The 26,768-nt window shown below is 41.4% G+C and carries 31 protein-coding genes and 2 tRNA genes; 7 read left to right on the top strand and 26 right to left on the bottom strand.

Features of this window, described 5'->3' with window-relative positions:
- Positions 1-70: 70 nt before the first annotated feature.
- Positions 71-433, top strand: a complete 363-nt coding sequence (locus FD17_RS01070) for a hypothetical protein (protein WP_057822874.1) — start codon at positions 71-73, stop codon at positions 431-433.
- Positions 434-450: 17 nt separating this feature from the next.
- Positions 451-636, top strand: coding sequence for a hypothetical protein (locus FD17_RS01075; protein ID WP_057822876.1), 186 nt, complete (start codon positions 451-453; stop codon positions 634-636).
- A 113-nt stretch (positions 637-749) separates the two neighbouring features.
- On the opposite strand, the gene FD17_RS01080 is transcribed toward FD17_RS01075, so the two are convergent.
- The 7 genes from FD17_RS01080 to FD17_RS01110 form a co-directional block, all read right to left on the bottom strand.
- Entirely contained in the window at positions 750-1,157 is a 408-nt protein-coding gene (locus FD17_RS01080; protein ID WP_057822878.1) for an Asp23/Gls24 family envelope stress response protein, read from the bottom strand.
- A gap of 18 nt (positions 1,158-1,175) precedes the next feature.
- Complete coding sequence (locus FD17_RS01085) at positions 1,176-1,607, bottom strand: Asp23/Gls24 family envelope stress response protein (RefSeq protein WP_057822880.1); 432 nt, start codon at positions 1,605-1,607, stop codon at positions 1,176-1,178.
- Positions 1,608-1,637: 30 nt separating this feature from the next.
- Positions 1,638-1,820 carry a hypothetical protein gene (locus FD17_RS01090; protein WP_057822882.1) on the bottom strand — a complete coding sequence of 61 codons (183 nt, stop codon included), beginning with the start codon at positions 1,818-1,820 and terminating at the stop codon, positions 1,638-1,640.
- A 13-nt stretch (positions 1,821-1,833) separates the two neighbouring features.
- Positions 1,834-2,400, bottom strand: a complete 567-nt coding sequence (gene amaP, locus FD17_RS01095; protein ID WP_057822884.1) for an alkaline shock response membrane anchor protein AmaP — start codon at positions 2,398-2,400, stop codon at positions 1,834-1,836.
- A gap of 30 nt (positions 2,401-2,430) precedes the next feature.
- The gene (locus tag FD17_RS01100) at positions 2,431-2,682 is read right to left on the bottom strand and encodes a GlsB/YeaQ/YmgE family stress response membrane protein (protein ID WP_057822887.1); all 252 of its coding nucleotides are present in this window, start codon (positions 2,680-2,682) and stop codon (positions 2,431-2,433) included.
- A gap of 225 nt (positions 2,683-2,907) precedes the next feature.
- Entirely contained in the window at positions 2,908-3,963 is a 1,056-nt protein-coding gene (locus FD17_RS01105) for a YdcF family protein (protein WP_420864814.1), read from the bottom strand.
- 101 nt (positions 3,964-4,064) lie between these two features.
- Positions 4,065-4,535, bottom strand: coding sequence for a MarR family winged helix-turn-helix transcriptional regulator (locus tag FD17_RS01110; RefSeq protein WP_191983114.1), 471 nt, complete (start codon positions 4,533-4,535; stop codon positions 4,065-4,067).
- A gap of 135 nt (positions 4,536-4,670) precedes the next feature.
- Here FD17_RS01110 and FD17_RS01115 point away from each other — a divergent pair, with 135 nt between their 5' ends.
- The gene (locus FD17_RS01115) at positions 4,671-5,495 is read left to right on the top strand and encodes a LicD family protein (protein WP_057822890.1); all 825 of its coding nucleotides are present in this window, start codon (positions 4,671-4,673) and stop codon (positions 5,493-5,495) included.
- Positions 5,496-5,569: 74 nt separating this feature from the next.
- Positions 5,570-5,878 carry a DUF960 domain-containing protein gene (locus FD17_RS01120; protein ID WP_054769753.1) on the top strand — a complete coding sequence of 103 codons (309 nt, stop codon included), beginning with the start codon at positions 5,570-5,572 and terminating at the stop codon, positions 5,876-5,878.
- A gap of 52 nt (positions 5,879-5,930) precedes the next feature.
- Here FD17_RS01120 and FD17_RS01125 read toward each other — a convergent pair whose 3' ends face one another.
- From FD17_RS01125 to cdaA, 11 genes are all read right to left on the bottom strand, one after another.
- On the bottom strand, positions 5,931-7,211 hold the full coding sequence (locus FD17_RS01125) for a peptidoglycan recognition protein family protein (protein WP_057822892.1): 1,281 nt from the start codon (positions 7,209-7,211) through the stop codon (positions 5,931-5,933).
- Positions 7,212-7,383: 172 nt separating this feature from the next.
- Positions 7,384-7,455: transfer RNA gene (locus FD17_RS01130), tRNA-Asn, on the bottom strand.
- A 114-nt stretch (positions 7,456-7,569) separates the two neighbouring features.
- Positions 7,570-7,641, bottom strand: a tRNA-Asn gene (locus FD17_RS01135).
- Positions 7,642-7,731: 90 nt separating this feature from the next.
- Positions 7,732-8,040, bottom strand: coding sequence for a hypothetical protein (locus FD17_RS01140; RefSeq protein ID WP_057822894.1), 309 nt, complete (start codon positions 8,038-8,040; stop codon positions 7,732-7,734).
- Positions 8,041-8,248: 208 nt separating this feature from the next.
- A complete protein-coding gene (locus FD17_RS01145; protein ID WP_057822896.1) occupies positions 8,249-9,322 on the bottom strand; it encodes an ABC transporter ATP-binding protein in 1,074 nt (357 codons plus the stop codon).
- 105 nt (positions 9,323-9,427) lie between these two features.
- Positions 9,428-10,207, bottom strand: coding sequence for a glucosaminidase domain-containing protein (locus FD17_RS01150; RefSeq protein WP_057822898.1), 780 nt, complete (start codon positions 10,205-10,207; stop codon positions 9,428-9,430).
- Between the two features lie 104 nt (positions 10,208-10,311).
- Entirely contained in the window at positions 10,312-11,811 is a 1,500-nt protein-coding gene (locus tag FD17_RS01155) for a glycoside hydrolase family 73 protein (protein WP_057822900.1), read from the bottom strand.
- Positions 11,812-12,085: 274 nt separating this feature from the next.
- Complete coding sequence (gene glmS / locus FD17_RS01160; RefSeq protein ID WP_057822902.1) at positions 12,086-13,903, bottom strand: glutamine--fructose-6-phosphate transaminase (isomerizing); 1,818 nt, start codon at positions 13,901-13,903, stop codon at positions 12,086-12,088.
- Between the two features lie 264 nt (positions 13,904-14,167).
- Positions 14,168-15,517 carry a phosphoglucosamine mutase gene (glmM, locus tag FD17_RS01165; protein WP_057822903.1) on the bottom strand — a complete coding sequence of 450 codons (1,350 nt, stop codon included), beginning with the start codon at positions 15,515-15,517 and terminating at the stop codon, positions 14,168-14,170.
- Between the two features lie 35 nt (positions 15,518-15,552).
- Entirely contained in the window at positions 15,553-16,521 is a 969-nt protein-coding gene (locus FD17_RS01170) for a CdaR family protein (RefSeq protein WP_057822905.1), read from the bottom strand.
- Positions 16,522-16,523: 2 nt separating this feature from the next.
- A complete protein-coding gene (gene cdaA, locus FD17_RS01175) occupies positions 16,524-17,366 on the bottom strand; it encodes a diadenylate cyclase CdaA (protein ID WP_057822907.1) in 843 nt (280 codons plus the stop codon).
- 177 nt (positions 17,367-17,543) lie between these two features.
- On the opposite strand from cdaA, the gene FD17_RS01180 reads away from it, so the two are divergent.
- Positions 17,544-18,194, top strand: a complete 651-nt coding sequence (locus tag FD17_RS01180; protein WP_057822909.1) for a DUF1361 domain-containing protein — start codon at positions 17,544-17,546, stop codon at positions 18,192-18,194.
- A 61-nt stretch (positions 18,195-18,255) separates the two neighbouring features.
- Here the strand turns inward: FD17_RS01180 and FD17_RS01185 are convergent, their stop codons facing one another.
- From FD17_RS01185 to murB, 3 genes are read right to left on the bottom strand one after another with little or no spacing between them, the layout of a single operon-like run.
- Complete coding sequence (locus tag FD17_RS01185) at positions 18,256-19,005, bottom strand: tyrosine-protein phosphatase (protein WP_057822912.1); 750 nt, start codon at positions 19,003-19,005, stop codon at positions 18,256-18,258.
- 11 nt (positions 19,006-19,016) lie between these two features.
- On the bottom strand, positions 19,017-21,140 hold the full coding sequence (locus tag FD17_RS01190) for a cation:proton antiporter (RefSeq protein WP_057822914.1): 2,124 nt from the start codon (positions 21,138-21,140) through the stop codon (positions 19,017-19,019).
- 13 nt (positions 21,141-21,153) lie between these two features.
- Complete coding sequence (gene murB / locus FD17_RS01195; RefSeq protein WP_191983117.1) at positions 21,154-22,065, bottom strand: UDP-N-acetylmuramate dehydrogenase; 912 nt, start codon at positions 22,063-22,065, stop codon at positions 21,154-21,156.
- A 143-nt stretch (positions 22,066-22,208) separates the two neighbouring features.
- Here murB and FD17_RS01200 point away from each other — a divergent pair, with 143 nt between their 5' ends.
- Positions 22,209-22,742 carry a 3'-5' exonuclease gene (locus FD17_RS01200; protein WP_057822918.1) on the top strand — a complete coding sequence of 178 codons (534 nt, stop codon included), beginning with the start codon at positions 22,209-22,211 and terminating at the stop codon, positions 22,740-22,742.
- Between the two features lie 31 nt (positions 22,743-22,773).
- Here the strand turns inward: FD17_RS01200 and FD17_RS01205 are convergent, their stop codons facing one another.
- The 4 genes from FD17_RS01205 to FD17_RS01220 all read right to left on the bottom strand — a co-directional run bounded on the left by FD17_RS01205 (position 22,774) and on the right by FD17_RS01220 (position 25,545).
- Complete coding sequence (locus FD17_RS01205) at positions 22,774-23,277, bottom strand: GNAT family N-acetyltransferase (RefSeq protein WP_057822921.1); 504 nt, start codon at positions 23,275-23,277, stop codon at positions 22,774-22,776.
- A gap of 24 nt (positions 23,278-23,301) precedes the next feature.
- Positions 23,302-23,769, bottom strand: coding sequence for a tRNA (adenosine(37)-N6)-threonylcarbamoyltransferase complex ATPase subunit type 1 TsaE (gene tsaE / locus FD17_RS01210; protein WP_057823161.1), 468 nt, complete (start codon positions 23,767-23,769; stop codon positions 23,302-23,304).
- A gap of 79 nt (positions 23,770-23,848) precedes the next feature.
- On the bottom strand, positions 23,849-24,823 hold the full coding sequence (gene pta / locus FD17_RS01215; protein ID WP_057822922.1) for a phosphate acetyltransferase: 975 nt from the start codon (positions 24,821-24,823) through the stop codon (positions 23,849-23,851).
- A 29-nt stretch (positions 24,824-24,852) separates the two neighbouring features.
- Positions 24,853-25,545, bottom strand: a complete 693-nt coding sequence (locus FD17_RS01220) for a uracil-DNA glycosylase (RefSeq protein ID WP_057822924.1) — start codon at positions 25,543-25,545, stop codon at positions 24,853-24,855.
- Positions 25,546-25,654: 109 nt separating this feature from the next.
- On the opposite strand from FD17_RS01220, the gene FD17_RS01225 reads away from it, so the two are divergent.
- Positions 25,655-26,215, top strand: coding sequence for an LURP-one-related/scramblase family protein (locus tag FD17_RS01225; RefSeq protein WP_057822926.1), 561 nt, complete (start codon positions 25,655-25,657; stop codon positions 26,213-26,215).
- 62 nt (positions 26,216-26,277) lie between these two features.
- Here the strand turns inward: FD17_RS01225 and smpB are convergent, their stop codons facing one another.
- Positions 26,278-26,751, bottom strand: a complete 474-nt coding sequence (smpB, locus tag FD17_RS01230) for an SsrA-binding protein SmpB (protein ID WP_057822928.1) — start codon at positions 26,749-26,751, stop codon at positions 26,278-26,280.
- Positions 26,752-26,768: the final 17 nt, after the last annotated feature.

Raw genomic sequence — 26,768 nt, forward strand, 5'->3', positions numbered from 1 at the left:
GGCATAAAGCTTTTGTTTTATGACCATCTTCTTAAAGTTTAAAAATATTTTGAACTCAGGAGGAACGACAATGGCTAATAAAGTGTCCAGATACAATAACGACCAGTGGGAAACCGCAAAAGAATCCGTTTTACAGGAGTACGAAGATTATAAGCAAACCCTGCGTGACCAAGGGGTTGACTATACAATCAAAAATGCGCGGAAATTATTGATCTATCAAGACCTGGTTGCCGAATGGGAACACAAAATTGGAACTGTTATTACTGACCTTGAAGATAACGTCTTTGCGTTAAGTGTCTTTGACGATATAAAGAAACGAAAACAAAGCACCCTTTTGGCTCGCGGCTATGAGCATATTTCAAGTTGGCCGGATTTTAATCCAACTGCCTTGGCATTATGGCTTGAACTGGAAGAAGACGAAACGATGGCTTAGTTTGTGAGGTGTGAAATATGTCTCATTTTGACATGTCCATGTTGGTCACGATCGCAATTGGGTTGGTTTTGATGATTCTTACCAATAATCGGCCATTCGCGATTACACTGGCTGTTTTGGCAATTCTGATAACAATCATGATGACAATCAAGAAAATAATCGAGCGAAACAAATCAAATCATAAAGATCATTCAAAAAGCTGACTGTGGTCAGCTTTTTTTGTTGGAATCATAAGTTGGATATCATGCCTAAACAAAAACTGCAGCAATGAATGAAAGATCATCCATCACTGCAGTTAATTGAGTTCAGCTCTAAACTATTTTCCCTTTTTCTCCGATTTCCGATTCTTCTTCATGTATTCATCACGAGTTTGGAGATCTTTCACATGAATCTTAATCTCAATTGGCTTTAAGTCAGTCATTTCAGAAATTGTTTGGGTTAGCTTCGAAGTAACCTTCTTGAATACCGTTGGAATCGACTTGCCATACTCCAATACTGCGTCCATTGCCAACTTGACTTCTTTATCATCGTTATCTAAATCTACTTTCACCCCCATGGATGGATCGGTGTCGTCATTGAATTTATCGGTCACAGTATCAATGAGATTCCCCTCAAGGGATAATACCCCATCCACGTCACGGACAGTGTTGCCCGCAATCTTTGCCAGTACGTCATCATCATAGGTCAACACAGTTGCTACAGGACCGTTATTTTCTTGTGTCATTGTTTTTCCCTCCATAGGCTATTCAACTCTGTCATCGTTGACAGTGTTTGCGATATCGTCTTTTTTGCGGGTGCTTTGCTGTTCCCATTCTTTTTTGGTCAGAACATCATTGATGTTCAAGTTAATTTCAACAACGTCCAACCCCGTGTAATTTTTAATTGCTTTTTGGGTACGGCTGCATATTTCATCAAAGATATGCCGGGCATCGGCACCATACTCAATAGTGGCTTCCATGTCCAAAGCAACTTGCTTGTCCCCCACCTCTGCATCGATTCCTTTGGTCGGATCCGTCGTTTTTGAAAACCGATCGGCCAGCTCACTCATCATCCCACCGTCCAAAGACAGAACGCCTTCAACATTTCTTGACACCAGGCCGGCAATTTTTTCGATTACCGAATTTTCGAAAGTTAATTTCTTAGTCAAATCTGGATTAGTCACAGTTGCATCCATTGCAGTCATCTCCTTATATTGTCAATATTCTTAGTCATCATTTACCAATTGACTGATTAAGCTTTTAATACCGCCAAATTTCCAAATGACAGTTCCAATCAAAGCCCCAATCAGGGTCAATGTCAGGACAATCATCATGCCGCTGAGTCCACCAAAGACCCAAACCACACCACAAATCATCCCGAAAATGGCGCCATACATTATTGCATTCATCGTCATCCGCCTCCTAAACTACTCGTGGGTGACTTGCTTTTTGTCTGTTTTGTGATGAATCAAACGGGGTGACTTTGACACGAACCTTTTTGACTTTTGCATCCATCACCTGTTCAAGCTTGTCTGTCACAATGGTCTGAATTTCTTCGCCTAATTTGAGTAAATCCTGGTTCAGCCTGTCAACAGCAGCCACGTTAACTCGGGCGACCCGATTCTTGGTTCGAAGATGCAGCTTAACTTTGACGTCATTCACATTACCTTCTTCAAGAATGCTGTTCTGTAGAATTTTTTCCACGGCAGCTTTTGAGATGCTGAGCCGGCCATTTGAAGATTTAAACCGCAGCTGATCCGATTTTTGGGGTGCACAAATGGCAGTTAGAATCAAAACAAGACTGATCAACCCAACAATCACACCAAGGATAACGGCCGTGATCAAAATCCAAAATGTCTTGGTTTGGACAGTTTTGATCATAATTGGAGAAATGTACTCAATCGGGACAACAAGACTGACAAACCAGACCGTTTGGGCGATTCCAATCAACCCCATCATCCATATAAAAAACTTCGTAAATTTATTCAATGTGCAACCTCCTTTCTGAAAAGAGGTAAATTATTTGGCAATTCCACGGGTTACCATCGAAATCACAAGGACAAAGATTATCGCCCCTACAATTGCCGGTAGGATCGCCATGCCGGCCAACTGTGGCCCCCATGCCCCAAAAACAGCTTCTCCAAGCCAGGCGCCAATCAAACCACCAACAATGTTGCCAATCCATCCCATGGGCATGTCTCGGCTGACAATTGCTCCTGCAAGGGCCCCGATCAATCCGCCGACTATAAGTGTCCAGAGTAAACTAAACATGATTATCATCCTTTCTTTGATTTCGTTTATAGAATTCATAGCTCCTTTGCTATATCTATATTCTATAATAATTTATATCTTATTGTGTGAATAAGCTATGAAGAAAGATAGAAAAGAATGTGAACATTATCACCGCTACCCTCAAACTCCCAATCTCGCCATGGAAGCCGATAATCATTTCACTAAAAAAAGAGTCGACCGTTAAGCCGACTCCAAAAGTCCAAGTTACAACACCCCCATCCACACACCAATGCCTGATATGACTGCGCTCAGAAACATCAGTCCAATCATCAGGGCGTGAAACTTCTTATGCATGACAACCAATGCCAGATACTCTCTGATAACGGCATTCGGCAAATAATAAAACGGGGTTTTTGAACCGATTCCAAATATGTTCATTCCTACCTTGCGGGCAAGAATACCAGCTCGCAACGTGTGATAATTACTGGTCACAAAAACGATTTTTGCTTTATCGGATTCAAAATCGGCTTTGATCACTGCTTTGGAAAATTTCATGTTTTGCAGGGTGTTGACTGATTGGTCTTCAATCAATGTGTCCGCACGTCTGACACCATGTTCCAAAGCATAATCTCTCATTGCCACACTCTCCGGTACCAGCTCATCGCCACCCTGTCCGCCGGAAAAGACCATTTTGGAATGTTGATTGGATTTATGGATTTGTTTATTATAGAATTCAATTCCTTTATTGATCCGCCCACCAAGTAAACGCCCAACTTTATGGCCGTCCACCAAGCCGGCACCCAAAACAATGATGTAATTTTTATTTGTTCGAGGAAAGTAAAACTGATATAAAAGCATTGATGATAATGTATTCCAAACCGTCAATAAAACATAAAAGATAAACAAGGTCAAAAAGGTCATGATAAATGCCTGGATCGGAGCTGGTGTATTGATTGGATTGAAAAAAATCAAAACATCAACCACCACAACCCCAATTCCGGCAAGCAGAGTCAAAGAACCGCTAAAACTATAGCCCTCTTTTCGCCAAACGATTAAAGCATTGATAAACAAAAAGACGAAACTTAAAATCAAGCCTAAAAGAACCGCCAGTCCAACAATCACCAGAGCAACCGCAAGAATCAGCGCATAATATTTTTGACCGAACATTTCAAATAATTGTACCAGTAAAACCAGCAACGCAAGCAAATTCAAATTCGCCAACCAGCCAATCACTGAGGAATTACGATTCTTTATCAAATATGTACTCAAAAGAACTGCCAAGACAACAAACACAGTCCCCGTTAATGATATCATAAACATCCCTGATCCCTCTTCCAATAATTAACTCAAATTCCGCAAAATAAAGGCCGGCAGCAAAACCAAAGTTTTGTCCCGGTCAGATGAATATCTGAAAAGCAGCATCATTTGTTTTTATAATCCTTACTGTTCATCTCCTCGGCAGCAAATTCCTTGATAAACTTCAAAATTTCTTTGACTTTATCGTCGCCATACCGGCTTATCCAGCTGTCAAACCGCTTTGTGATCAGATCATCAACGTGCTTTTCGGTTTTTTCACCAGCAGGTGTTAAATGCAAATACAGTCGCCGACGGTCACTTTCAGCCGGTTTTTGAAAAATATAATCATGCTGTAATAGAACCTTGATTTGGCGTGAAATTGCACTTCTGGTTACCCGCCTCTCACTGGCTATATCCATCAACGAAACATTCTTTTTTTCAGCTACTGTATGCAAAATTAAGTATTGCTCAAAAGAAAGTCCATACTTCGTTGCCGGCTCTGAAACAAAGTTATCTAAGTATTTAAGCGAAGACAAATAAACATCAATTGCTTCCTTTAGTAGATCTTGATTTGTTTTGCTCATATCTGTCACCATTCCCCTTTAATTATTAAACCTTATATCACCTTAATTATATATTTTAGTCACCAGTGTCGCAACTAAATGGATTATCTTTATCGTTTTACTGATTTATGCCTTATAATTATGACATAACAACAAAGGATTGATAAAATGGCTGATGATGTAGTTTCTCTCATTCACCACGTTGAACTCAACATTTTTAAACAATTTGCGACAATTACCAAAAAATATCACATCAACTATATTGCAATGGGCGGTACCATGCTGGGGGCAATTCGACACCAGGGCTTTATTCCCTGGGACGACGATATGGACGTTGGCATGCTGCGGTCGGACTACGAGCATTTTTTGAAAGTTGCCAGCGAAGAACTGCGAGGAACCCACTATTTCTTACAGACACCATGGACCGACCAAAACTACGCGCTGAGTTACGCTAAGATTCTCGATCGGAACACGTTTATTGAGGAAAAGAACAACGTTAACAACGCCCGGAAAGGAATATTCCTGGACATCTTCCCCTTGGACAAAATCCCCGATTCACCGGCAAGACAGCGCCGACAGATAGTTGATATCAGACGGTTGGATAGTCGAATCTATTTAAAATTACGGTATAACGTCATTGATAATCCAATCAGAAAATTCCAAAATCCCCTTTCGGAAGAACAGGTTGAATCAGCCGATGATTTCAAAGAACAACGTGAGGCAATCATGAAGATGTACAACAGTAAGCCTGCACTCATGAATGTTAAGAACCTCGCCTCACAATATTCGTATGAAAAAGAAATTTTGAACGTTGACCAAGTCAATGACATTGTTGATCTGCCTTTTGAAGATACCAGCATTCGAGTACCTGCTGACTATCAGTCAATCTTGACCAGAATCTATGGGGATTACATGGAATTGCCACCGGAAAATGCGAGGACAGAAAAGCACATTGTCCGTCTCATCACCAATAACCAAGAGTTTGAACTATAACTAATTACTTGCATTGACTTAATTTTTTTGGTAGGTTACATACGTTAAGCAATGTAGAAATGAAGGTGTTATGAATGTTTAATCCAAATGAATCCCGATTCGCCAGTTACTCAATCGTCTCATCATTGCCCGATGAAGCCATTGATAATGTCTGGTACATTATCGACAATGATTTGCAGGGCGTTTTCCAGCTCTCAAATCTAATCACATTCAATCTGGTCAATAATGACGGCAAGCTTTCCTATGATTTTATTCAGGGAAATGAATTGGTCGCCACTTTTGACTCCCCATACCCTTATGACAACGGTTATCCCAAATCTTTAGTTGTCTATGACAGCGGGGACCGTCAAATAATTGCAACACCATCGGAAATTAATCTTTAAACCGCATCAAAAAGGACTGAAAATGATTTATTTTCAGCCCTTTTTTGGAACATTATTTAAGTGCCTGTTCGCACACCCAAATATTTTGATTATTTAATTTAAATCGATACCAAACCGTGCTGCCGTTAGAATACGACTTCACGGCTTTTTTATTAGCTCGAACGGTCTTATTAAGTACATCTTTGGAATAGCCGGTAATTTGGGAAAGAGTCGCTGTATTGTAAACGTGGTTTCTCAACGCATACTGACCCTTTTGAATCGTAATTGCATTTTTTGTGTCTGCAAAGGTGACTGGGTTAAAGTTAAGTGCTTTGGAATAGACCCAATACTTTTGTGCGTTGGATGCTTTGCTGAAACGAATTCGATACCAAGTACTCTTAGATGGCTTCTTAACGGCCCGAGAGTCGACGTAAACCTTCTTTCCAGTATATGCCGGGGTATAAGCCCAACTATAGCTGAACGTGCTGTATCCTGATCCCTTGACGTGGTTATAAAGCCGATACTTGGCGAAACTCTGGTTCAAAACAGCTGTCTCGTTACCCTGACCCCGATTATATTTCACGGTAGCCGGTTGAGTAATTGAGTTGGCATTCAAGCCAGAACTGCTTTGGGAATCAGATGAACCGGATGTGGTGTTGTTATCCCCACCATAGTAATGTTTTACCAGGGCATAAAAATCGTTCATCGTATATGCTTGGCCAAAATAGGTCTGACCTGATTTGGCGTAATAGCCGTCCGGATCGACATGGTCGGAACCACCCAGATAATGGGCAACGGCCTTGTGGGACCAGACCGTTCCTTTACCATCATTAACAGCGTTATTTAACGGTAAATTATATTGGTGAAGCAACTCAGCAGTGTAGTTGGCTGCATTATTAACTTCTTTGGCAAACGCAGATTTACTGTGGACCTCAACTTGTTCAAACTGCAGGAACCGTCCATTACCGGGAAAACCACAACCCCACGCAAGGTAATCAGTGTTGGCAATGTTGATCACTCGGGATGCGTCAACATATGAATGAACGAAGGCATTTTGATAGTTCTTCTTCATATAAGCGATTTCGCCATAAATAGTGGAGTTGGGATTACCCGTCTCATGAACGACGACGCCATCAGGCTTGCCGGTTGTGTATTTATTGGTTGGAAACCCGCTCCAAATCGATTTGGTTACATTGGCCGGCTGAAGATTATTCTGGTAAATATAATTGTTAACGGCTGAATCACCATGGGCATTGACTAAAAAAAGCGTTGAAACTCCGATGAACGCAACAATCCCCATTGTGGTTCTTAAAAAAATTCTCATTAAGTTTAAAATTAAAAGACGTTTTTTCAATATCATGATCCCCCCATGATGAACAAAATTTTTAACTGATCGATTGCCCCTAGAAATCTGTATATTAATCGTAACATATTCGAGTAAATTGTGAAAAGATGTACTATGGCTTGGAATCAATAGTCAAAAAAGGCCAAATAAAAAGCGGGTTCATCACCCGCTCTTTAAGTTACTGCTCCGGCTGGGTTCGAACCAGCGACCTCTTGATTAACAGTCAATTATTCTACCACTGAACTACGGAGCAAAAATATTTAATTAATTACCACTTAGATAATATATCATATTCCTTCGTGGCTGACAACTGGAAAAATGTATAAAAAAAGATTTTGGGGAATCCAAAGATTCCGAAAGATCTCTACTGCTCCGGCTGGGTTCGAACCAGCGACCTCTTGATTAACAGTCAATTATTCTACCACTGAACTACGGAGCAAAAATATTTTCTTTAAAAACGACATATATATTTATATCATATCTCTGGAAAATATGCAAACCAAATTATCATTTAAATTTCATTAATCAACTAACTAATGTGATTTTCTTTAAGAATGATGTCAACTTCCTTCTGCATCTCGGGCGTTTTCTTCCATTCTTCAAAATGATCCATATTCTCGTCGGGCATCGTATAATGCTCGTTGATATATTGCTCATATTTGGCCACGTGAGGTGAATGTGGGATATTTAGCTGTAATATCCTTACCTGCTTAATAAAACCTCTCTCAGCGGCTAATTCAGCCCGTCCGTTTTGAACCATATTGCTGATCTCAATATACTTCGTTCCATCGTTTCTGGTGATCTCTTCGATCAGTGTCAGCACTTCATGACTTTTCACTTTAAAACCTCCCAAATGATTCACGAGAACAATTATACATAAAAAAACTGACGTTATAAAGGCGTCAGTTTTTTAAGAGAGAAAGAGAATTGATTAGAAGGTATTTATTTAGTACCCGAACATAATATACTCAATATTGTAAGCGCTGTCAACTATTTCCACAAAAAAGATTGCCAATTAACAGCAATCTTCGAATTCAACAGCATAACTATTCTTTTCCAGGCAAATGAAGTGTATGAACAGGCCGCATGATTGACGAAGGATTATCGATTATATGATCAAGTGAATGGCCGGAAACATTAACCAAACAGAAGAAAATAACAACCAACAGAACGCCCCATGTCAGTAGTTGGTTCCAGACAGACATTTTTTCACTGATGACAGATCCATAGAAACGTTTATGAATTTCAGCCGGAACATCCTTATTTTCTGGATGATCTGCTTGTTCCTGTTCAGTGATCTGCTTTTGATAGTTCTTGATGCTGAAATTCTTTTGAACACTTTTTCGTTCGGTTTCAAAACGATGCTTTTCTTTTTTGCTTAACTTTTTGAACCACTGGGTAAACTCGCGGTATTTCTTGGTAACTTCCTTAGTTTCCCCAACCATCTTAAGTTCGCCATAGTTAATCCAGGCAACCTTGTCACACAGCATTTCAATCTGCTTGAGTGAATGACTGACAAAGATAATCGTCTTACCTTCTTCTTTAAATTCACCAATTTTGTCGACACATTTTTGGTAGAAGGTATCATCACCAACTGACAATGCTTCATCAATGATTAAAATATCCGGGTTGATGTGAACGGCGATGGCAAAGCCAAGCCGAGAACGCATACCGCTTGAATAGCTTTTAACTGGTTGGTCGACGAAATCGCCAATATCAGCAAAAGAGATGATATCGGGCATCAATTCGTCAATCTCTTCATTGGTTAATCCCTGCATCAATGATTTGAGTCGAATGTTTTCACGTCCGGTCAAGCTGCTTCTGAGTCCGGCATGGATTGCGACGATCGATGTCTCGCCCCGGACATCAACGTATCCGGTCGTCTGTGGGATAATGCCGGAGATAATATTGGAAATTGTTGATTTTCCAGAACCATTCACACCAATCAAGCCCAGGGTTTCCCCCGGTTTAATTGTGAGTGACACCCCCATCAATGACCAAAAGTGGGGAACTTGTTTTTTGGTGATCGAAAAGAATGAACGCAATTTTTCTGATTGAGTCTTAAACAGCTCATACTCTTTTGTGACATTTTCTACTTTTACTTTATAATCATTTTCCATTGTTTTGCTCCTAATTTAAGAGACTCTGAATTCACGAGTCATATTATAACAAACTTTGCGACAGAAAAAAGGATTCTCAAATAAACTTTGCGAACCCTTAAACATCTATTTACGAACGACTCTTTCCAATGGCAAGCTGTTGAATTGGATGACCGAAGCACCCTGGTTAATCTTTGTTGCCCCATTATCATTAAAAACGAAATTAGGAATAATGCGTTTTGGAATGCTGTTAATTTTTGATTGAGCATTTTCTGCACGAATAGCAGCGTCATTCTTCTTATTGCCTGCAAGCTGTTTGTTAAGCGATGCATCAATTTTTGAACCGATGTCACCTGTGCTGGTTGATCCATCCAATTTGTTTAAATCATACTTGGTAATAATTGCATTTAATTTATTACCATAATTCATATCTGTTGCATAGGTTAATGACAACGCCATTGCAGCATCACTCGAGGTCAATGCATTGGTTGTCCAGGTTCCGGCATAATAATCAGGATCGGTTAACGTACCGTGTCTCAGCAAATATGCATTGTCTTTAATTGAAGCTTCGATTGTCGGGTACTTCTTAAAAGCGGCGGCAGTCATATAATGCTTCCCTTTTGATGTGTATTCTCCGGTACTCATGGTAACGGATTGGCCATTATAAGCCCCTTTAACGCCAAAGTAATTGTTTGCGTCCAATGATAGCTCTGAACGGCCAAAGTCACTCTCAACGATTGCCTGGGCCATCATCACGGATGGATACAGGTGGTTCTCGCGGCTGACTTTGACAACCGGCACTTTGAGTTGGTTGATAAAGTCAGTTTCAACACTGGCACTCGATCCGTTTGCGTTTACAAAACAAAAGCCGGTAATCGCAAGAGCTGCGACTATGGCTTTCATCATGACTTTTGATATTTGCCTAAAAATTCCAAAAACCTCCCGATACTGAAACTGCTGATATTTCAAAGCAGCTTCAGATGCTTCTATGATCTGATAGATTCATACATTTATGATAAGAATGATCCAGAAACCCAGTACTTTGTCGAAGAATTTGGAATGGAGATCCGGTACCATAATGAACGATCATTGACTTTAAGGCCAATTTTATCAACAGATACTTTAGTGCCGGCTTTTAAATCAAGTTCATTTAACTTGTAGTGCTTTTGAAGATTGCCGGTTGCGTTGGCATGATCATACAAGTAGGTTGAACTGGCATTCTTCGAGATAGACTTTGTTTCTTTGTGATTAACAATTGCAACCGATCCAGGATATGATACAACATCTGAACCTTTAATCCAACCTTTTGTCTTTCCATCAGCGATTCGATACCAAAGGACAATCCCTTTGGAAGTCTTCTGCAAGGCGGTTTTGTTGACATTAAAGCCTTTATTTGCGGCCGCAATTGTTTTCACTTTCTTAACAGGTTTGGATAACAACTTTGAGCCGACAATATGGTTGTAAATATAACCGGAAGACGACTTGCTTGGTGTCAATGCTCCACTGGCTGTTCCGGAATACGTGGTTGCAAATTGAAGTGCAGGTGCACTAACCCAGAACTTCTTCGCTTTGGAATTGCTGTAGAAACGCAAGCGATACCAATTAGTTGAACTATTGTCTTTAACGCCACGCATATCCAAATAAACCTGAACTCTGCTGTTAACGCCTAATTGAGACCATGTATAACGTTTCTGAGCGGTTGTCGAACCCTTCACATGATTATATACGTAGTATTTCTTGTATTTACTTGAAAGTGGAACCAAATCTTTTCCACCTGATTTGTAGTACTTAACTTTTGCCAATTTTGGCGCAGTCGGAACTGCACTCACAGTGGAACTGGAACTAGCCGAACTGGCACTTGAACTGGTTGCAGCAGAACTTTGAGTAGCTGATGAACTGGACGAGCTTGCTGAAGAAGTCGTAGAACTACCAGTTTCGCCAAAGACCTGATCCAAATTGTAGGTCTGAATGACGGTAATCAACGATTGGCCATAATTAGGCGCAGTGGCATATTTGCCAGTCAATGCATTAGCTGCATCCTGATAAGTTGCGGCGTTTTCCTTCCAAGAACCGGAATAATATTTGGAATTCCAACTTGTCCCGTTTCGAAGAGTTGAACCGTTATCCGCGAATGAAGCATATGCGGACGGATATTTCTTAAAATTAGCGGTTGTATTAATCATTTGGCCATTACTGTTATATTCAGTTGTCGGCATAGAAACAGAAGCGCCATTGTAGGCACCTTTAATACCGAAGAAGTTGTTGGCTTCGATGGTCAGCTGACTTTGGCCCCAACCGCTTTCAAGACCAGCCTGAGCCATCATGACCGATCCATACAGATTGTATTTCGTCGATGCTTTTGAAACATCACTCTTATATTTTGTGATAAAACTGCTTGCTGTAGAAGCATGCGCTTGCTGGTATGTACTTTGGGCAGAAAATGCTGTGAATAAAACCCCCATCCCCGTAACAAGCAAAGCAGTCAAACCATGCTTAATTATTTTATTCAATGAACCACACCTCCGTTTAAGCCACATCACTATCATATTAGATAATTGATGAAAAATGAAGCCCTAACATAGAATTAATTATCCAAAAAGCTTTAAACTTTCTTAATATCTTTATCAACTCTTATACTATATCATTTTATGACCGAAAACAAAAAAAGAAACTACCAATTCAAAATAAATATTCGGCTATCTTTGATCTAATTGTGATTAGGATAAGAAAAAAGAGATAGGCAATTTTGCCTATCTCTAAAAAGTTAAAATTAAAATTTAAATTCTATTCAACAGTGACACTCTTCGCCAAGTTTCGAGGACGGTCAACATCAAGTCCTTTGTTTAAACTTGTAAAGTAAGCAATCAATTGAGCAGGTACCACACTCAGCAATGGCGTAATTAATTCACTGACATCAGGGATAACCAAGGTATCATCGTCCTCTGCCAAACCTTTACGAACAATTGTAAAGGTTGCAGCACCACGAGACTCTGTTTCCTGAAGATTACTACGGGTTAAGTTGGCAGTCCGCTTTTGGGTAATAATTCCAACAACCGGCGTTCCTTCTTCGATCAGTGCAATCGTTCCGTGTTTCAATTCACCGGATGCAAAACCTTCGGCTTGAACGTAGGAAATTTCCTTCAGCTTCAAAGCTGATTCAAGTGAAACGGTCTGATCAATCCCACGACCGATATAGAAAGCACGGTTTGCCGGAACAAAGTATTTCTTAGCCAAATCTTCAATGACATCTCGTTCATCGATGATTGCCTGCATACCTGTCGCAACCAGACCCAACTGCTGACGAATATCAAATTCTTCGGCGATAGTCTGTTCCTTAGCTTCACCCAAAGCCTTGGCCAAGATCGCTTCAACGCCTATTTGGGCGGTATAAGCCTTGGTAGATGCAACGGAAATTTCCGGACCTGCGTGAAGCAGCATGGTATAAGTTGCTTCACGGAAGAGTGTTGAATTTTCAACATTGGTAATGGTTAAGCTCTCATAATTATTGGCGTTTACGTTAACCAACACCTCACGGCTGTCAGCAGTTTCGCCACTTTGTGAGAGGAAAATAAAGAATGGTTTCTTGGATAATAGTGGATTGTCATATGCAAATTCTGATGCAATATGAACCTCGGTTGGGACATGTGCCAACTTTTCAAATAATTTTTTACCTACCAAACCGGCATGATAGCTGGTTCCGGCACCCACGATGTAAAGACGATCAGCCTGCTTCATTGCATTGATCAATTCGGTGTCAACGTTTGGCTTACCTGATTCTTCAGTATAAAGTGAAGCCAATTTACGCATGACGTTAGGCTGCTCATCAATTTCTTTGAGCATATAGTAAGGATATGGACCTTTTTCAGTTTCCTGGGCATCCATATCAACATGGAAAGTGTCCCGCTCAACTTTGTTGCCTTCACGGTCTTGAATGTCAACATCGTCGGGCGTAATTGTAACTACTTCGCCATCATGAAGTTCAAGAAAATCGTGGGTAACATTCAACATTGCCGGTGCATCAGAGCAGACAACATTGCAGCCATCACCGACACCAATCAGTAATGGACTCTTGTTTTTGGCAACATACAATGTCTCAGGATCAGTGCTGTCAATCAGCAAAAATGCATATGAAGATCCTTCAAGGAGGTTCAAAGTCTTCAAGAAGGCTTCCTTAGTTGTCAAACCTTCATTTTGAACGAAGCGGTCAACCAACTGAACGACAACTTCAGTATCGGTCTGACTGGTAAAAGTGGTTGTGCTTAAATACTTAGCTTTTAATTCTTTGTAATTTTCAATCACACCATTGTGAACCAAATAGAAACGGTGATCCTCAGAATATTGAGGATGAGCATTCGCAACGCTGACAACACCGTGAGTTGCCCAACGGGTATGACCAATTCCAACGGAGCCGTGTACTTCTGGCCCAACAGCTGCTTCAAGTTCAGAGATCCGGCCCTTACGCTTTACCAGGTAGTCATTACCATTTAAATCATTTACATAAATACCGGCTGAATCATAGCCACGGTATTCAAGCTTTTCAAGCCCTTCCAATAAAATTGAAACAGCATTATCATTTCCAGTTACTCCAACTATTCCACACATTTTAGTATTCTCCTAAGTTTTTAAAATTGGTATATACAGAATATCAGCGCCATATATTTTTATAACACGTATAATCTACCTAATTTCGAGATAAATGTCAACAAAAGATATCAAATGGTATAGCAAACTTTAAAAATTGATATATCAACTAATAACGATCAGGCGTAACCAAATAAAATGGAGTTGCAGAAAAACTTTCGTTTTACTTACAACTCCACTCAAAGACAATATTTAAATTACTTATTTCATGAAAAAATGTGGTTTCTATTCAATTCCCAATTCGTCACGAACCACGTCAGCGATGCGCTTGGTATAATCATCAACCAAGTCCTGGGTTGGGGCTTCGGTCATAACCCGAAGTAATGGCTCGGTTCCGCTTGGGCGAACCAGGACACGACCATCACCATGCATTTCCTCTTCAACCTGTTTAATCGCTTCTTTTACTTTATCATTATCCAAAACGTGCTTCTTGTCAGCAACCTTGACGTTAATCAATCGTTGAGGGTACTTGGTGATTTCGCCAGCAAGTTCTGATAACTTCTTACCAGTTGACTTCATCACCGATAACAATTGCAAGCTGGTCAGCATGCCGTCACCGGTTGTGTTAAAGTCCAAAAAGATAATGTGGCCGGATTGTTCACCGCCAAGATTGTAACCATCCTGGTTCATCTTTTCAACAACATAACGGTCGCCAACCTGAGTCTTAACACTGGTCATCCCAGCACGTTCCATTGCTTTGTACATGCCCATGTTACTCATAACGGTTGTCACAATCGTATTTTTCTTCAACCGTCCGCGTTCAGCCATGTATTTTCCACAAATGTACATAATGGCATCCCCGTCAACCAACTTACCGTTTTCATCAACGGCAATACAACGGTCACCATCACCATCAAAAGCAATACCAGCCTGAACGCCCTTATCCAAAACGAACTTTTGCAGCTGTTCAGGGTGGGTTGATCCGACATGGTCATTTATGTTGAGACCGTTAGGATTGGTTGCCAACGTTTCAAATTCAATTCCTAAATCAGCGTACAAAGTGGTAACCAGTTTGCTGGTTGAGCCATTAGCAGCATCGACACAAACCTTCATTCCCGACAAGTCTTCCGAAATGGTCTGTTCTAGAAAATGAATGTATTTTTGACTGCCTTCAAGATAGTCACCCACAACACCCAAACCGTCAGCAGCCGGACGAGGAAGAATATCTTCAGATCGTTCAAGGATCCCTTCAATTTCTTCTTCCAGTTCGTCTGAAAGCTTGTATCCGTCGGCGCCAAAAAACTTAATCCCGTTGTACTCCACTGGATTGTGAGATGCTGTGATCATAACACCCGCATCTGCATCCTGGTTTCTAACCAAATAGGCCACACCGGGGGTTGTGACGATTCCAAGATTTAAAACCTCAATTCCCACCGATAATAAGCCGGCAATCAGGGCTTCTTCCAACATTTGACCGGAAATCCTGGTATCCCTGGCCACCAAAACCTGTGGCTGCTTTCTTTCAGAATGGTGGGTCAGAACATAGCCGCCTGCCCGCCCGCATTTAAAGGCCAATTCCGGGGTGAGTTCTTTGTTCGCAATACCGCGAACGCCGTCAGTACCAAAATACTTCATTTTAAAAATTCCTCATTTCAGTTTCCATATTTTTACTAGTTATTTCTGGTAATTTTAACCGCAATTCGTTCAGGATCAAATCCCTTAACGTTGTTCAATTTCGGATCAAGAGTGACTTTCTTGGTCTTAGTCTTTGTCACATCGCTTGTATCGACCTCAACCTTAACCGAACTGAGCTTGGCCAGTTCTGCCTTGGTTGCAAATACTCTTACCCGCTTGGTTGCCGAAGTCAGGGTAAAGCTTTCATTGTCATCAGTGATTCCCTTTGGCTCAAGCTTGATCGGCAGTTCCTTGCTGTTTCCCGGCGTAATTGGCAGTGTAACATCCGCTGTAGCTGGGGTAATTACAACGTTAACGGTGTTTTGCTTAGAATCAAGCGCCTCAATAATTGCCTGGCTCGAAATTGATGACTTGGCATTCTGAGGAACGTTTAGTTGGGCGACAACCGACTTAATCCGGTTAATCTGATCGGAAGCACCGGTAATCTTAACGTTCTTAACATCGGCATTTGCATCCCCGGCTTGATAACCGGAGGCAATGTTTCTTTGTGAGTATTTAACGGTCAAAGGATATGAAACAGTCTCCCGCGGCTGAATATCAACCTTAATTGTAGCCGGTTCGAAGCGATATCTCAAATCATTATTTAAACCGTCCTGCTGAATTCGCACCGTATGACGCCCAACTCCTAATTTGGAGAGATCGGCATATGCCTTGAAGTTTTGGGTATTGGCAGTGGTTGTAACCAGTGCGGAAGGACCAGTCAGATGAACCTTCACCTTCTGAGGGTAGCCGGTAACGAAATATTTGTTACTATTAACTGTCAAAGACAGCGGAACAGAAAATGTTTGGGTCCGATTGGAAGTGAGTGAAGTTGAATTGGTGTTATTGCTCGACTGGTTGCCGGTTGTATTCGTCTGCGTGCTTCCCACATACATAAAAAGGAGAATTGCAAAAAATAGTGACAACAACCGATATGCCCAGTTTTTAAAGAGCCATTGTCTCATAATTACCGGCCCCCTTTAAAATGCTTGTCAATGAAACCCGAAACTGTATTGATGAACGTTTTGTGAGTCTGATCATCCTCATCGGTAAATAATTGGTTCTTGAAATATTTGAGATAATCATCCCGGGTCATGCCACGCAGCAGCTCATTATTTTGGGTGATCGAAACTTCACCAGTCTCTTCAGAAATAACAACCGTCATCGCGTCAGTCAGTTCAGAAATTCCAACCGCCGCCCTGTGCCGGGTTCCCAATTCTTTGGGAATCAAATTACTCTGTGAGAGTGGCAGATAGGCTGCTGCAGCCGCAATTCGATTGTCCTTGATAATGACCGCACCATCATGCAGAGGGGTATTTGGAATAAAAATGTTAATCAGCAATTCCCCGCTGACATCGGCATCCAAATCAATCCCAGTTTCGATATATTCCTCCAAACCGGTATTCATCTGCATGGTAATTAATGCCCCGATTCGTCGTTTCGACATATATTGGATTGCTCTGTCCAAAGCGGTGATCATCTTCTGGGCATTTTCGTTTTCTTTTCTGCCTTTAACAAAAATGGATCCGCGGCCAAGATGTTCCAATCCACGACGAATTTCAGGCTGGAAGATCACAATCAGCCCAATAACCCCCCAATTGATAACCTGGTCCATAATCCAAGATAAGGTAGAGAGCCCCGTGTACGCACTGATAATTTTGACGATCAAAATAAGAACAATCCCACGTAAAAGCTGGACTGCCTTGGTATCTCGAACAATCAAAAGTAAATTATATATCAAGAACCAGACTGCAAATATATCAATCAGGCTCGTAAAATTATGTAACGTAAAAATATTTGACCAGTTCATTGCGCTCTCCCTTAAATAGTTTTCAAAAATATTATATCATTCTACCCGCCTAAACTGATAACTGAATGAAATTTCAGCTGATGTTTAAATAAATCATTAAAAATGTCTTGAAGTGTCAATTATTAATGGCATTTATCGGCAAAAAATAGTTTAATTATATTGATAGGGGGTTTTGTCGTGAACGCAAAAAATAAATGGCTGGTTCGGGCACTTTTTCTAGTCTGGATCGCAGGATTATATTTATATCTAAAAACACCCCCATTTAACTTTCTGGTGTTAAATACGTTTTTGGCTTTTATTCCAATCGAACTCAGCTTCCACATTGATGTGGGTAAACCTAAAAATCCGATTTTATTCTGGATCTTGATCGTTGTGTGGCTGTTATTTTATCCTAATACTCCATATCTGTTGACGGATTTATTCCACTTATCCTTGTTGAATCCTTATGGTGTCAATGGCCTGCTGCGATTAGATGATATTATGTGGTTTAAGTTTTCATTGCTTTTGATATCAACTATTTTCTCAACGCTTCTTGGGCTTTGGGGATTGGATACCATTGCAGATGCCATTACCTCAAGAATCCATGCCCAGCACTTAATCATCAAACACAGTGTCGTGATTGGATTAACGATTCTGACGTCCGTTGGAATTTTTATCGGCAGATTCCTCCGTATTCACACAATCTACCTATTTTTAACTCCGGAATTATTTATCCGACCGTTGTTGAATATGTGGAGCCGACCCGCAATCGTCTTCATTGTTTTATTAACCGCGGTTCAACTGGTCTTTTATTACACTCTAAAATTAATTCAAAAACCACGAAAATAGTAAAAGGGATGTCTGCCGTCAAAGTACGGTGGAACATCCCTTTTGAATTGCTCAAAATTCATCATTCGACCACAAATTTATTTCTGAACTGCGCCACATAGTCCCTTGGTAACTGGAGCCCATTCTTTAAATAATGATCAAACGTTCCGAAGCGTTCCAATAAAATATCGTTGGCATGCTTCAAGTAATCACTATCCACCATCAAGGCGACATGGAGATTATCCAGCTGCTGTTGATTCATTTCATCTTTGAAACGATTTAAAATGTCCTGATTGGCTTGAACCCGCAATTTGTTGGTCAGTAGATAATCATCCATAATCTGTTGATCATTGGCACCGGCAATCCTCAAAATGACGGCTGCAGCAAATCCAGTTCGATCTTTACCTGCAAAGCAATGGAACAGAATTGGCGCGTTATCTTCCAGCAGGCCCATCATGAAGTCATGATAACCCTTTTGGGCTGACTTGCTTAACACAATTGACTCATAGGTTTTGAGCATGTTTTCATGAACTTTGTTGCCACTGGTAATCATCGATCCCAAGCTGGCACCATTAGAAGTTTTATCAGATAAAATATCAATATGATAATAAGTGGTTCCTGAAACTTGGGTATCGGGCGCCTGCCTGACTTCATCAGTACTTCGAAAATCGTAGACGTCACCAATCCGACATTCATCCCGGAGAAAGGCCGATTGCTCTTGGGTAATGCCGGCAATCGCCCCGCTCCTAAAAAAATATCCGGTCTGTAAAACGCCTGCAGGTACTTTAAGCCCGCCAATATCCCTGAAGTTGATAAGTCCTTTGTCATTCATTTGAAATCCCCCTACTGGTTTTGATAATCCATGATCAAAACGGTTTCAGAATAGTTAATGTATTGTCGAAGATGAGCTGCCATCGACCAATCAATGTTGCCTTGCTCCAGTAAAACCTGAACGCCTTCACGTTCAGCCGCCAACGCTTTAATTCTCAAGCTCTGATAATTCATTGCCTGATCCTTAATTTGTTTTTTGGAATGATCCTTGGCCAATTCAATCTGATTACGGTAACGAACAATCAAATGATAAACAGATTGACTGTCAAATCGCTGGTTATCAATGTCATCACGGGCAAAGTAATCAGACAAAGACGAAATAGCCGCTTTTGCCTGTTCCCGTTGAATCAATGCCAGTTCATCAGAAATATCTTCATCGGTTTTGTGACGAATGATCCATAAGGAAATGCGATTGCGCAATTTTGCAAAATTTCGGGCAGTGCCGTGTCCAAGTCGAACTTTATGACCAATTGAGCGAATCATCTGATTTTCCAACCGCTGTAGTTTGGCTGTGGCGATCAGAAATGCCTGTTTTGAAATTTTCTGGTCGTCATACAACTTCTGAACAGCTGCTCTTTCTCCTCGTAGTGCGACTCGCCGAAGAGCAAGTTCATCAGAAATAATCGAATCCATGTCTTTCTTATCCTGTAATTTAAGTTCAAGCCGTCTGATAAGGAATTGATAATCCAAAATCAGGTCAAATGCTTCCTTTTGGTTATTCGGCCGCCGTTCCTCTTCAATCCGTTGAACAGCCAACTTCATAATATAAACTCTGGCCTCATCTTCGGAAATATAGGTGGTTCCTTCATCATTAGCAGGTGTCCCGTCAATCTCATCCGGATCATCACCGGAATTGGCTCGAGTCAATAACGGTGCCTTATCCTCAGAAATTAACGGTAAGGTAATCGTCGCAACGACTAAAGAAATGATGATCACTCCGGCAGCAACAAATAACGCCAGTGAACGTGATGGAAATGGACTGCCATCCTCAACGACCATTGGAATCGATAATACTCCGGCCATGGTGACGGCGCCACGAACACCTGAAAGTCCAGCCAGCAGTGCGGCTTTAAAGGTCGGCATCTGTTTGGTTTTCAAATACTTGAGTTTTCTTGAACGGATACTGGAGACCGCCTGGTAGGCATAGATCCAAATGACTCGAATGGCCAAAAGGATGAACCAGGCCAATAACGAAATTCCCAGTGCGCCAAACGTGTTTATCTGATTATTTTGAATCACGTTGGTTGTCGCTAACGGCAACTCAATGCCAAGAATTAAGAAAACAATTCCATTCAACGTGTAGATAATAATATCCCACGTTTTCTCACTAACCAGCTTTAACTCCGGCTGGCTGCGATCCGGTGCGGTGCCATAGAAATGAAAGATAATCCCTGCTGCAACCACGGCAATTACTCCGGAGGCGTGGAAGAATTCTTCTGTCACAAGATAGACAACGAATGGTGTTGTGACTTGCAAAACAGTACTAAAGATAACATCATTGATACCTTGCCGATATAGCCAGTTTTCGATTAACAGGATTAACGCCATGATGACCAAACCGCTGATAAAGCCCATGATACTGATATAAATAAAATCCAGTGTCGCCGCCTTGATTGAAAACACCCCAGTAACAGTAGCGGCAATTGCATATTTAAATGCGATCAAGCCACTGGCATCGTTAATCAGACTTTCACCACTGACAATGTGCAGGATGCCTTCAGGAAGCTTGGCCCTTTTGGAAATTGATTGGACAGCCACCGGATCGGTTGGCGATAAAATGGCTGCTAACGCAAAGCTGACAGAAAATGGCATCGTCGGAATGATCAAATGAAACATCAGGCCACCCAATATGGTCGTCAAAAAGACCAACACAATGGCATTTGCTAAAATTGGCCCCCGAAGTTTCCATAACTCCTGCTTTGGGAACCTGCGCCCATCATTAAAAAGCAATGGGGCGATAAACAATAATAAGAACCAATCAGTCTCAAGCGGGATACTCACGTGCATGATTAAAGCCGCACCAAGTCCCAAAACGACTTGAATTAAACTGACTGGAACCGATGGAACAAAATGATCGACAACGTTGGAAAACACGACCAATGTCATCAATAAAATAACGGCTTCAAGGATGTGCACTCATTACCAACTCCTAGTCTGACTTGGGGTTTTCTCCAATAATTCGAACTTCAGTTTCCAAATGAACGCCAAATTTGTTAAACACCGTCTTTTGAACATGAGCGATCACGTTCAAATAATCAGTCGCAGTTGCACCATCAACGTTTACAATAAAACCAGCATGCTTCATAGAAACCTGGGCACCACCAATTTGAAAACCTTGCAGACCGGAATCATGGATCAATTTGCCGGCAAAGTAACCCTTTGGCCGTTTGAACACACTGCCACATGATGGCAGATCAAGGGGTTGTTTGGATGCCCGCAATGCATTGAGGTGATCCATCTGTTTTTGAATTTTGTCAGCGACACCGGTTTCAAGCGAGAACGTTGCAGAAATCACAATTTGATGATTCTCCTGGACACTGCAGTGACGGTAGCCAAAATCCAACTGCTTGTGATCCAAATGAATAATTTGGTTGTCGGGAGTTAATACTTCTGCTCCGGTGACAACATTTTCAATTTCACCACCATAAGCACCAGCGTTCATGAAGACAGCGCCACCGACGCTTCCGGGAATGCCCGCAGCAAATTCTACCCCGGTTAATGAATTAGCCTGAGCGGCTTTTGTGACATCAATCAGGGCTGCTCCAGCATCGGCAACCACCAAATTTTCGTGGGAAGTAATCTTGTTCATCTTAGTTAAAATCATCGTCATGCCACGAATTCCACCATCTTTGACGATCAAGTTGCTGGCATTTCCGACAACAGTGACCGGCAACAGATGGTCATTGGCATAGTCAAGTAATGTCTGGCATTCCTTGATCGACTTGGGAAAAGCCAAAATATCAGCTGGTCCGCCAGTTAGTGTATGTGTGTATTTAGACAAAGGTTCATCTAATAAAATATCAATTTCAGGATATAAGTTGACAATTGTTTTTGATTGCATCATTTTTAAATTCCTCGGTTTCAAAGCATATAAATTAATTTTACCACGAAAACAGCGCGGGTTGTATGATGATAACCGGGATGCACTCCGGTTGCGTTTTTTGGAGGTTCTTTGTACAATGTGAATAACTTGAGGTGAAAAATATGAACTTTGTTGCGATGGATTTCGAAACCGCAAATGCAAAAAGAGCCAGTGCCTGTTCAATTGCGTTGGCTATCGTTAGAAATAATCAGATAACTCACGAATTTTACTCGTTAATTAATCCGGAAATGCCGTTTAGCTGGCGTAACATCAACGTTCATGGCATTCATGAGCGGGATGTTGCGGACGCACCAACGTTTCCAGAGGTTTGGCAACATATTGAACCATTATTTACTGCCAATAAATTGGTGATTGCCCACAACGCATCATTTGATAACAGCGTTTTGAAACGAACTTTGGAACGTTATGAAGTCAATCCGCCCCACTACCTTACATTGGATACGCTGCGAACTTCAAAACAATTTTATCCCAACTTGGAAAATCATAAGCTAAATACCCTTTGTGACAAATTAAATATCGTTTTGGAGCACCATCATAATGCATTGGACGACAGTGTTGCCTGCGCAAATATTTTACTCACTGAACAGCAGCAGTTTGGCAGTGAGATGCTGCGGCCGTTTGTCAAAGCCATTTAAAAAAGATTGAAGTCTGAGAATATCTCAAGCTTCAATCTTTTTTTGACCTATCTGAAATGGTTAGGACCATCTTCACGGCTTCTCGCCCGTCCTCAACCAGCGTATTGGTCACATGAAACCCGACCTTGTCATATACATGAATGGCCGGCTTGTTGTTAGAAAATACGGTCAACATTAACTGGTCCAGTGAACTAAAATCTTTCGCCCAATCAATTGCAAGTTCCATCAAATTAGTCCCGATCGAATATCCCTGATAACCGGCAAGAACGGCAACACCAACCTCGCCGACGCTTTCTTGAATGTTGTCAACGGTCACAATACCAATTAACTCGGAACCATATTCAGCAACTGCCATCAGATTGGTCCGGGAATGGTTAATAAAATTGATTTGTTGGGCTTCTTCTTCGCCGGTAATATCGTCAAGATCGGAATCAACTAAAAAGGTGTCAGATTCTCCTTGAAGAACTTTAAGCAGATCCAAAACAGCTTGCCCATCACTTGACTCGGCTAATCGAAAATTCACTTCTTCTGCCAATTCGTCACTCACTTTCTATGGTTGTTAATCAAGAACTTCAGAAATCATTTTTTCAAACCGGTCGCCCTTAGCCTCGAAGGTTAAAGTCCGGACATTATCACCTTGGGAATCATCCCGTTTAAAGATAATTCTCAAATATTGATTTGGCAGTTCATCTGCCACAAACTTGGACCATTCAACAACATTGACACCATCGCCATTGAAATACTCTTCCAAGCCGAGATCATCACCACCGCCTTCTTCAAGACGATAAACATCCATGTGGTACAAAGGAATCCGACCATCCTGATACTCACGAATGATCGTAAACGTTGGACTTTTGATTGGCCGGGTAATTCCCAATCCTTTGGCCAATCCCTTAGTAAAAGTCGTTTTACCAGCCCCAAGATCGCCATCTAAAAGAATCAAATCGCGCGGTTGTAAAAAATCCGCCAGCTTTTGACCAATCGACATCGTTTGTTCTGCAGAATCAACTGTGATTGTTTTTGACAATTCATCACCCCATTCAAAAAGGAAGGATTGTGGCAAAGTCAACGATCAGCCACAATCCTGTCCTGTTTATTTACCTTTATTATAATGCTTGAGCAGCTGTGATGATAGCTACTTTATAAACGTCTTCTTCATTGCTTCCTCGTGAAAGATCGGAAACCGGCTTGTTTAAGCCTTGAAGGATTGGGCCAATGGCTTCAAATCCACCAAAACGTTGAGCAATCTTGTAGCCGATATTTCCTGATTGTAACTCAGGGAAGACAAATACCGTTGCTTTGCCGGCAACCTTGGAACCCGGTGCTTTCTTCTCAGCAACTGTCGGAACAAATGCGGCATCAAATTGCATTTCTCCGTCAATATCCATATCAGGTGCCTGTTCTTGGGCCAGCTTGGTTGCTTCCTGAACTTTAGTGACCATGTCACCCTTTGCTGAACCCTTGGTTGAAAAGCTGAGTAAAGCCACTTTAGGATCAATATCAAAGGTCTTGGCAACTTTGCCGCTTTCAACAGCAATTTCAGCAAGTGCATTGGCATCGGGATCAAGATTAATGGCACAATCAGCAAACAGATAACGTTCGTCACCTTTTTGCATGATAAAAGCACCACTGATTAATTTAACGCCGGGTTTTGTCTTAATGATTTGTAATGCTGGACGGACAGTGTCCCCGGTTGGATGATTGGCACCTGAAACCATTCCGTTAATTTTATTCATATATACCAAAGTGGTACCGAAATAGTTGGGGTCCTTGAGCCAATCACGTGCCTTGGCTTCATCAGTCTTGCCTTTACGGCGTTCAACGATTGCAGAGACCATTTCATCAATTTGATCAGCTGGTTGATTCAGGTAGTCAATGATTTCAACATTGCCCAGATCAATACCAGCGTCTTTAGCAACTTTTTCAACAGTTTCGTGATCTCCCAAGATAACCGGGTTAACCAGGCCATCCTTTGCCAGACGGCTGGCTGCCCCAAGAATTCGGGCATCATCACCCTCTGGAAACACGATGCTAATATTCTTACCCTTGATCTTTTGCTTCAGACTTTCAAATAATTCCATGATAAATCCTCCAATTCTACAAAATCATCCTAAGATGTTTGCGATACCTTTTCCGGTAACTGCCAATCTATCGGTTTCTCACCCATCGCTTCCAAAGCTTCATTGGTCTTGGAAAATGGCTTCGACCCAAAGAATCCTCGGTGAGCGGACAAAGGACTTGGGTGCGCCGATTGAATGACCACATTGGTCTTGGTATCGATCAATGCAATCTTGTCTCTGGCAGCTCTCCCCCACAGAATAAAGACAACTGGCTTTTCGCGGGCAGAAAGCTTTTGGATTGCAGCATCGGTCAGCTGTTCCCAGCCTTTTCCCTTATGAGAAAAAGCCTGACCATTTCTAACAGTTAATACTGAATTCAAAAGCAGAACCCCCTGCTTGGCCCAGCTTTCCAAATCACCGTGCGAAACCGGCTTGATCCCGAGGTCGGACTGAAGCTCCTTATAAATGTTCTGCAATGATGGTGGAATTTTAACGCCAGGCATCACTGAGAAACTTAACCCTTGAGCCTGATGCGGTTCGTGATAAGGGTCCTGCCCGAGTATCACGACTTTCACCTTATTAAAAGGCGTGAGCTGAAACGCCTCAAAAATATGATTCATATCAGGATGGATGTATTGATTTTTATATTCTGATATCAAAAATTGGCGCAACTGCTGATAGTATGTTTTTTCAAATTCCGGCTCCAAAACATCCCACCAGTCATTTTTTATAAACGGTTTCATTCCTAACACCTCACGTTTTATTCTACCATACCATTTTTAAAATAACACCAGAGTAAATAATTTCGGAACGTGTTAGAATGAAAATAATACAAGTAAAGGAAATGCGCTTATGAGTCGAAAATTACAGTTAAATTTAACCGAACTGGATCACACTCGGTCGAGCAAAGTAACCGATCAATATCGGGATACAAAATATTTGATTGTTGGAAAATGGGGCCTTGTTTCCGACACTTTTTCGATTTATTCAATTTCCGGAGAAGTGGTTGCTACTGTCCGTCAACAGTCTCTTGGTATGACCCCCAAGTTTGACCTTTATTACCTTGACCAATTTGTTGGCAGTTCGGTCATTCATTTTACCATGCGCTATACGACCATTTTCATTAATGGGATCAACTGGCTGATAACCGGCAACCAGGAAAAGCAAATCTATCACATCATCCATGGCAGAGACCGGATCGCTACGATCAAGTCCTATAGTCAGTCCGACCAGGTCATTCGGATAATGGATATTGATGACACCAATCATGAGCCGTTAGTCCTTGCCATTGCGGCAATTCTGAATCATCCTTCTCTCGCCCACGCTTCAAGATTGAAACTTGGCGTACTGAATAAAGCACCGGTTAAACCAAAACTCCAAGGTGAAAACATGCAGGCAACCCACAATCAATGAAAATAAGCGATGAATCAGATGGCATATGCCATTCTGGTTCATCGCTTTTAATTTACTGGATATTAGTAATGCTTCATAACCCGCTCAATTTGACGTTTCTGATCACGTCGCTTGATGGTCTCACGCTTATCATACTCATGCTTACCGGTTGCCACCCCAATCAATACCTTTGCAAACCCATTCTTGAGGTAAACTTTTAAGGGAACAATTGTAACACCCTTGTCCTGGGTAATTTGAGCCAATTTGCGAATCTGTTTTTTATGAAGCAGCAACTTTCGATTCCGAAGTGGATCATGGTTAAATTGATTACCCTGCGCATATTCACTGATATGCACGTTCATCATGTATGCCTCGTCATTTCGAATCTGAACAAAACCATCCTTCAAATTGATTCGTCGATCACGAATCGATTTAATCTCAGTTCCAGTCAGAACGATTCCAGCTTCGTAGGTCTCTGAAATCGAATAATCATGACGGGCTTTTTTATTTTGGGCCATCAAATTATCGTTGTTATGTTGCTTTTTCCCTTTGGCCATCAAATCACCTCACTTAC

Source organism: Lentilactobacillus sunkii DSM 19904 (genome assembly GCF_001435575.1).
Classification (GTDB): Bacteria; Bacillota; Bacilli; order Lactobacillales; family Lactobacillaceae; genus Lentilactobacillus; species Lentilactobacillus sunkii.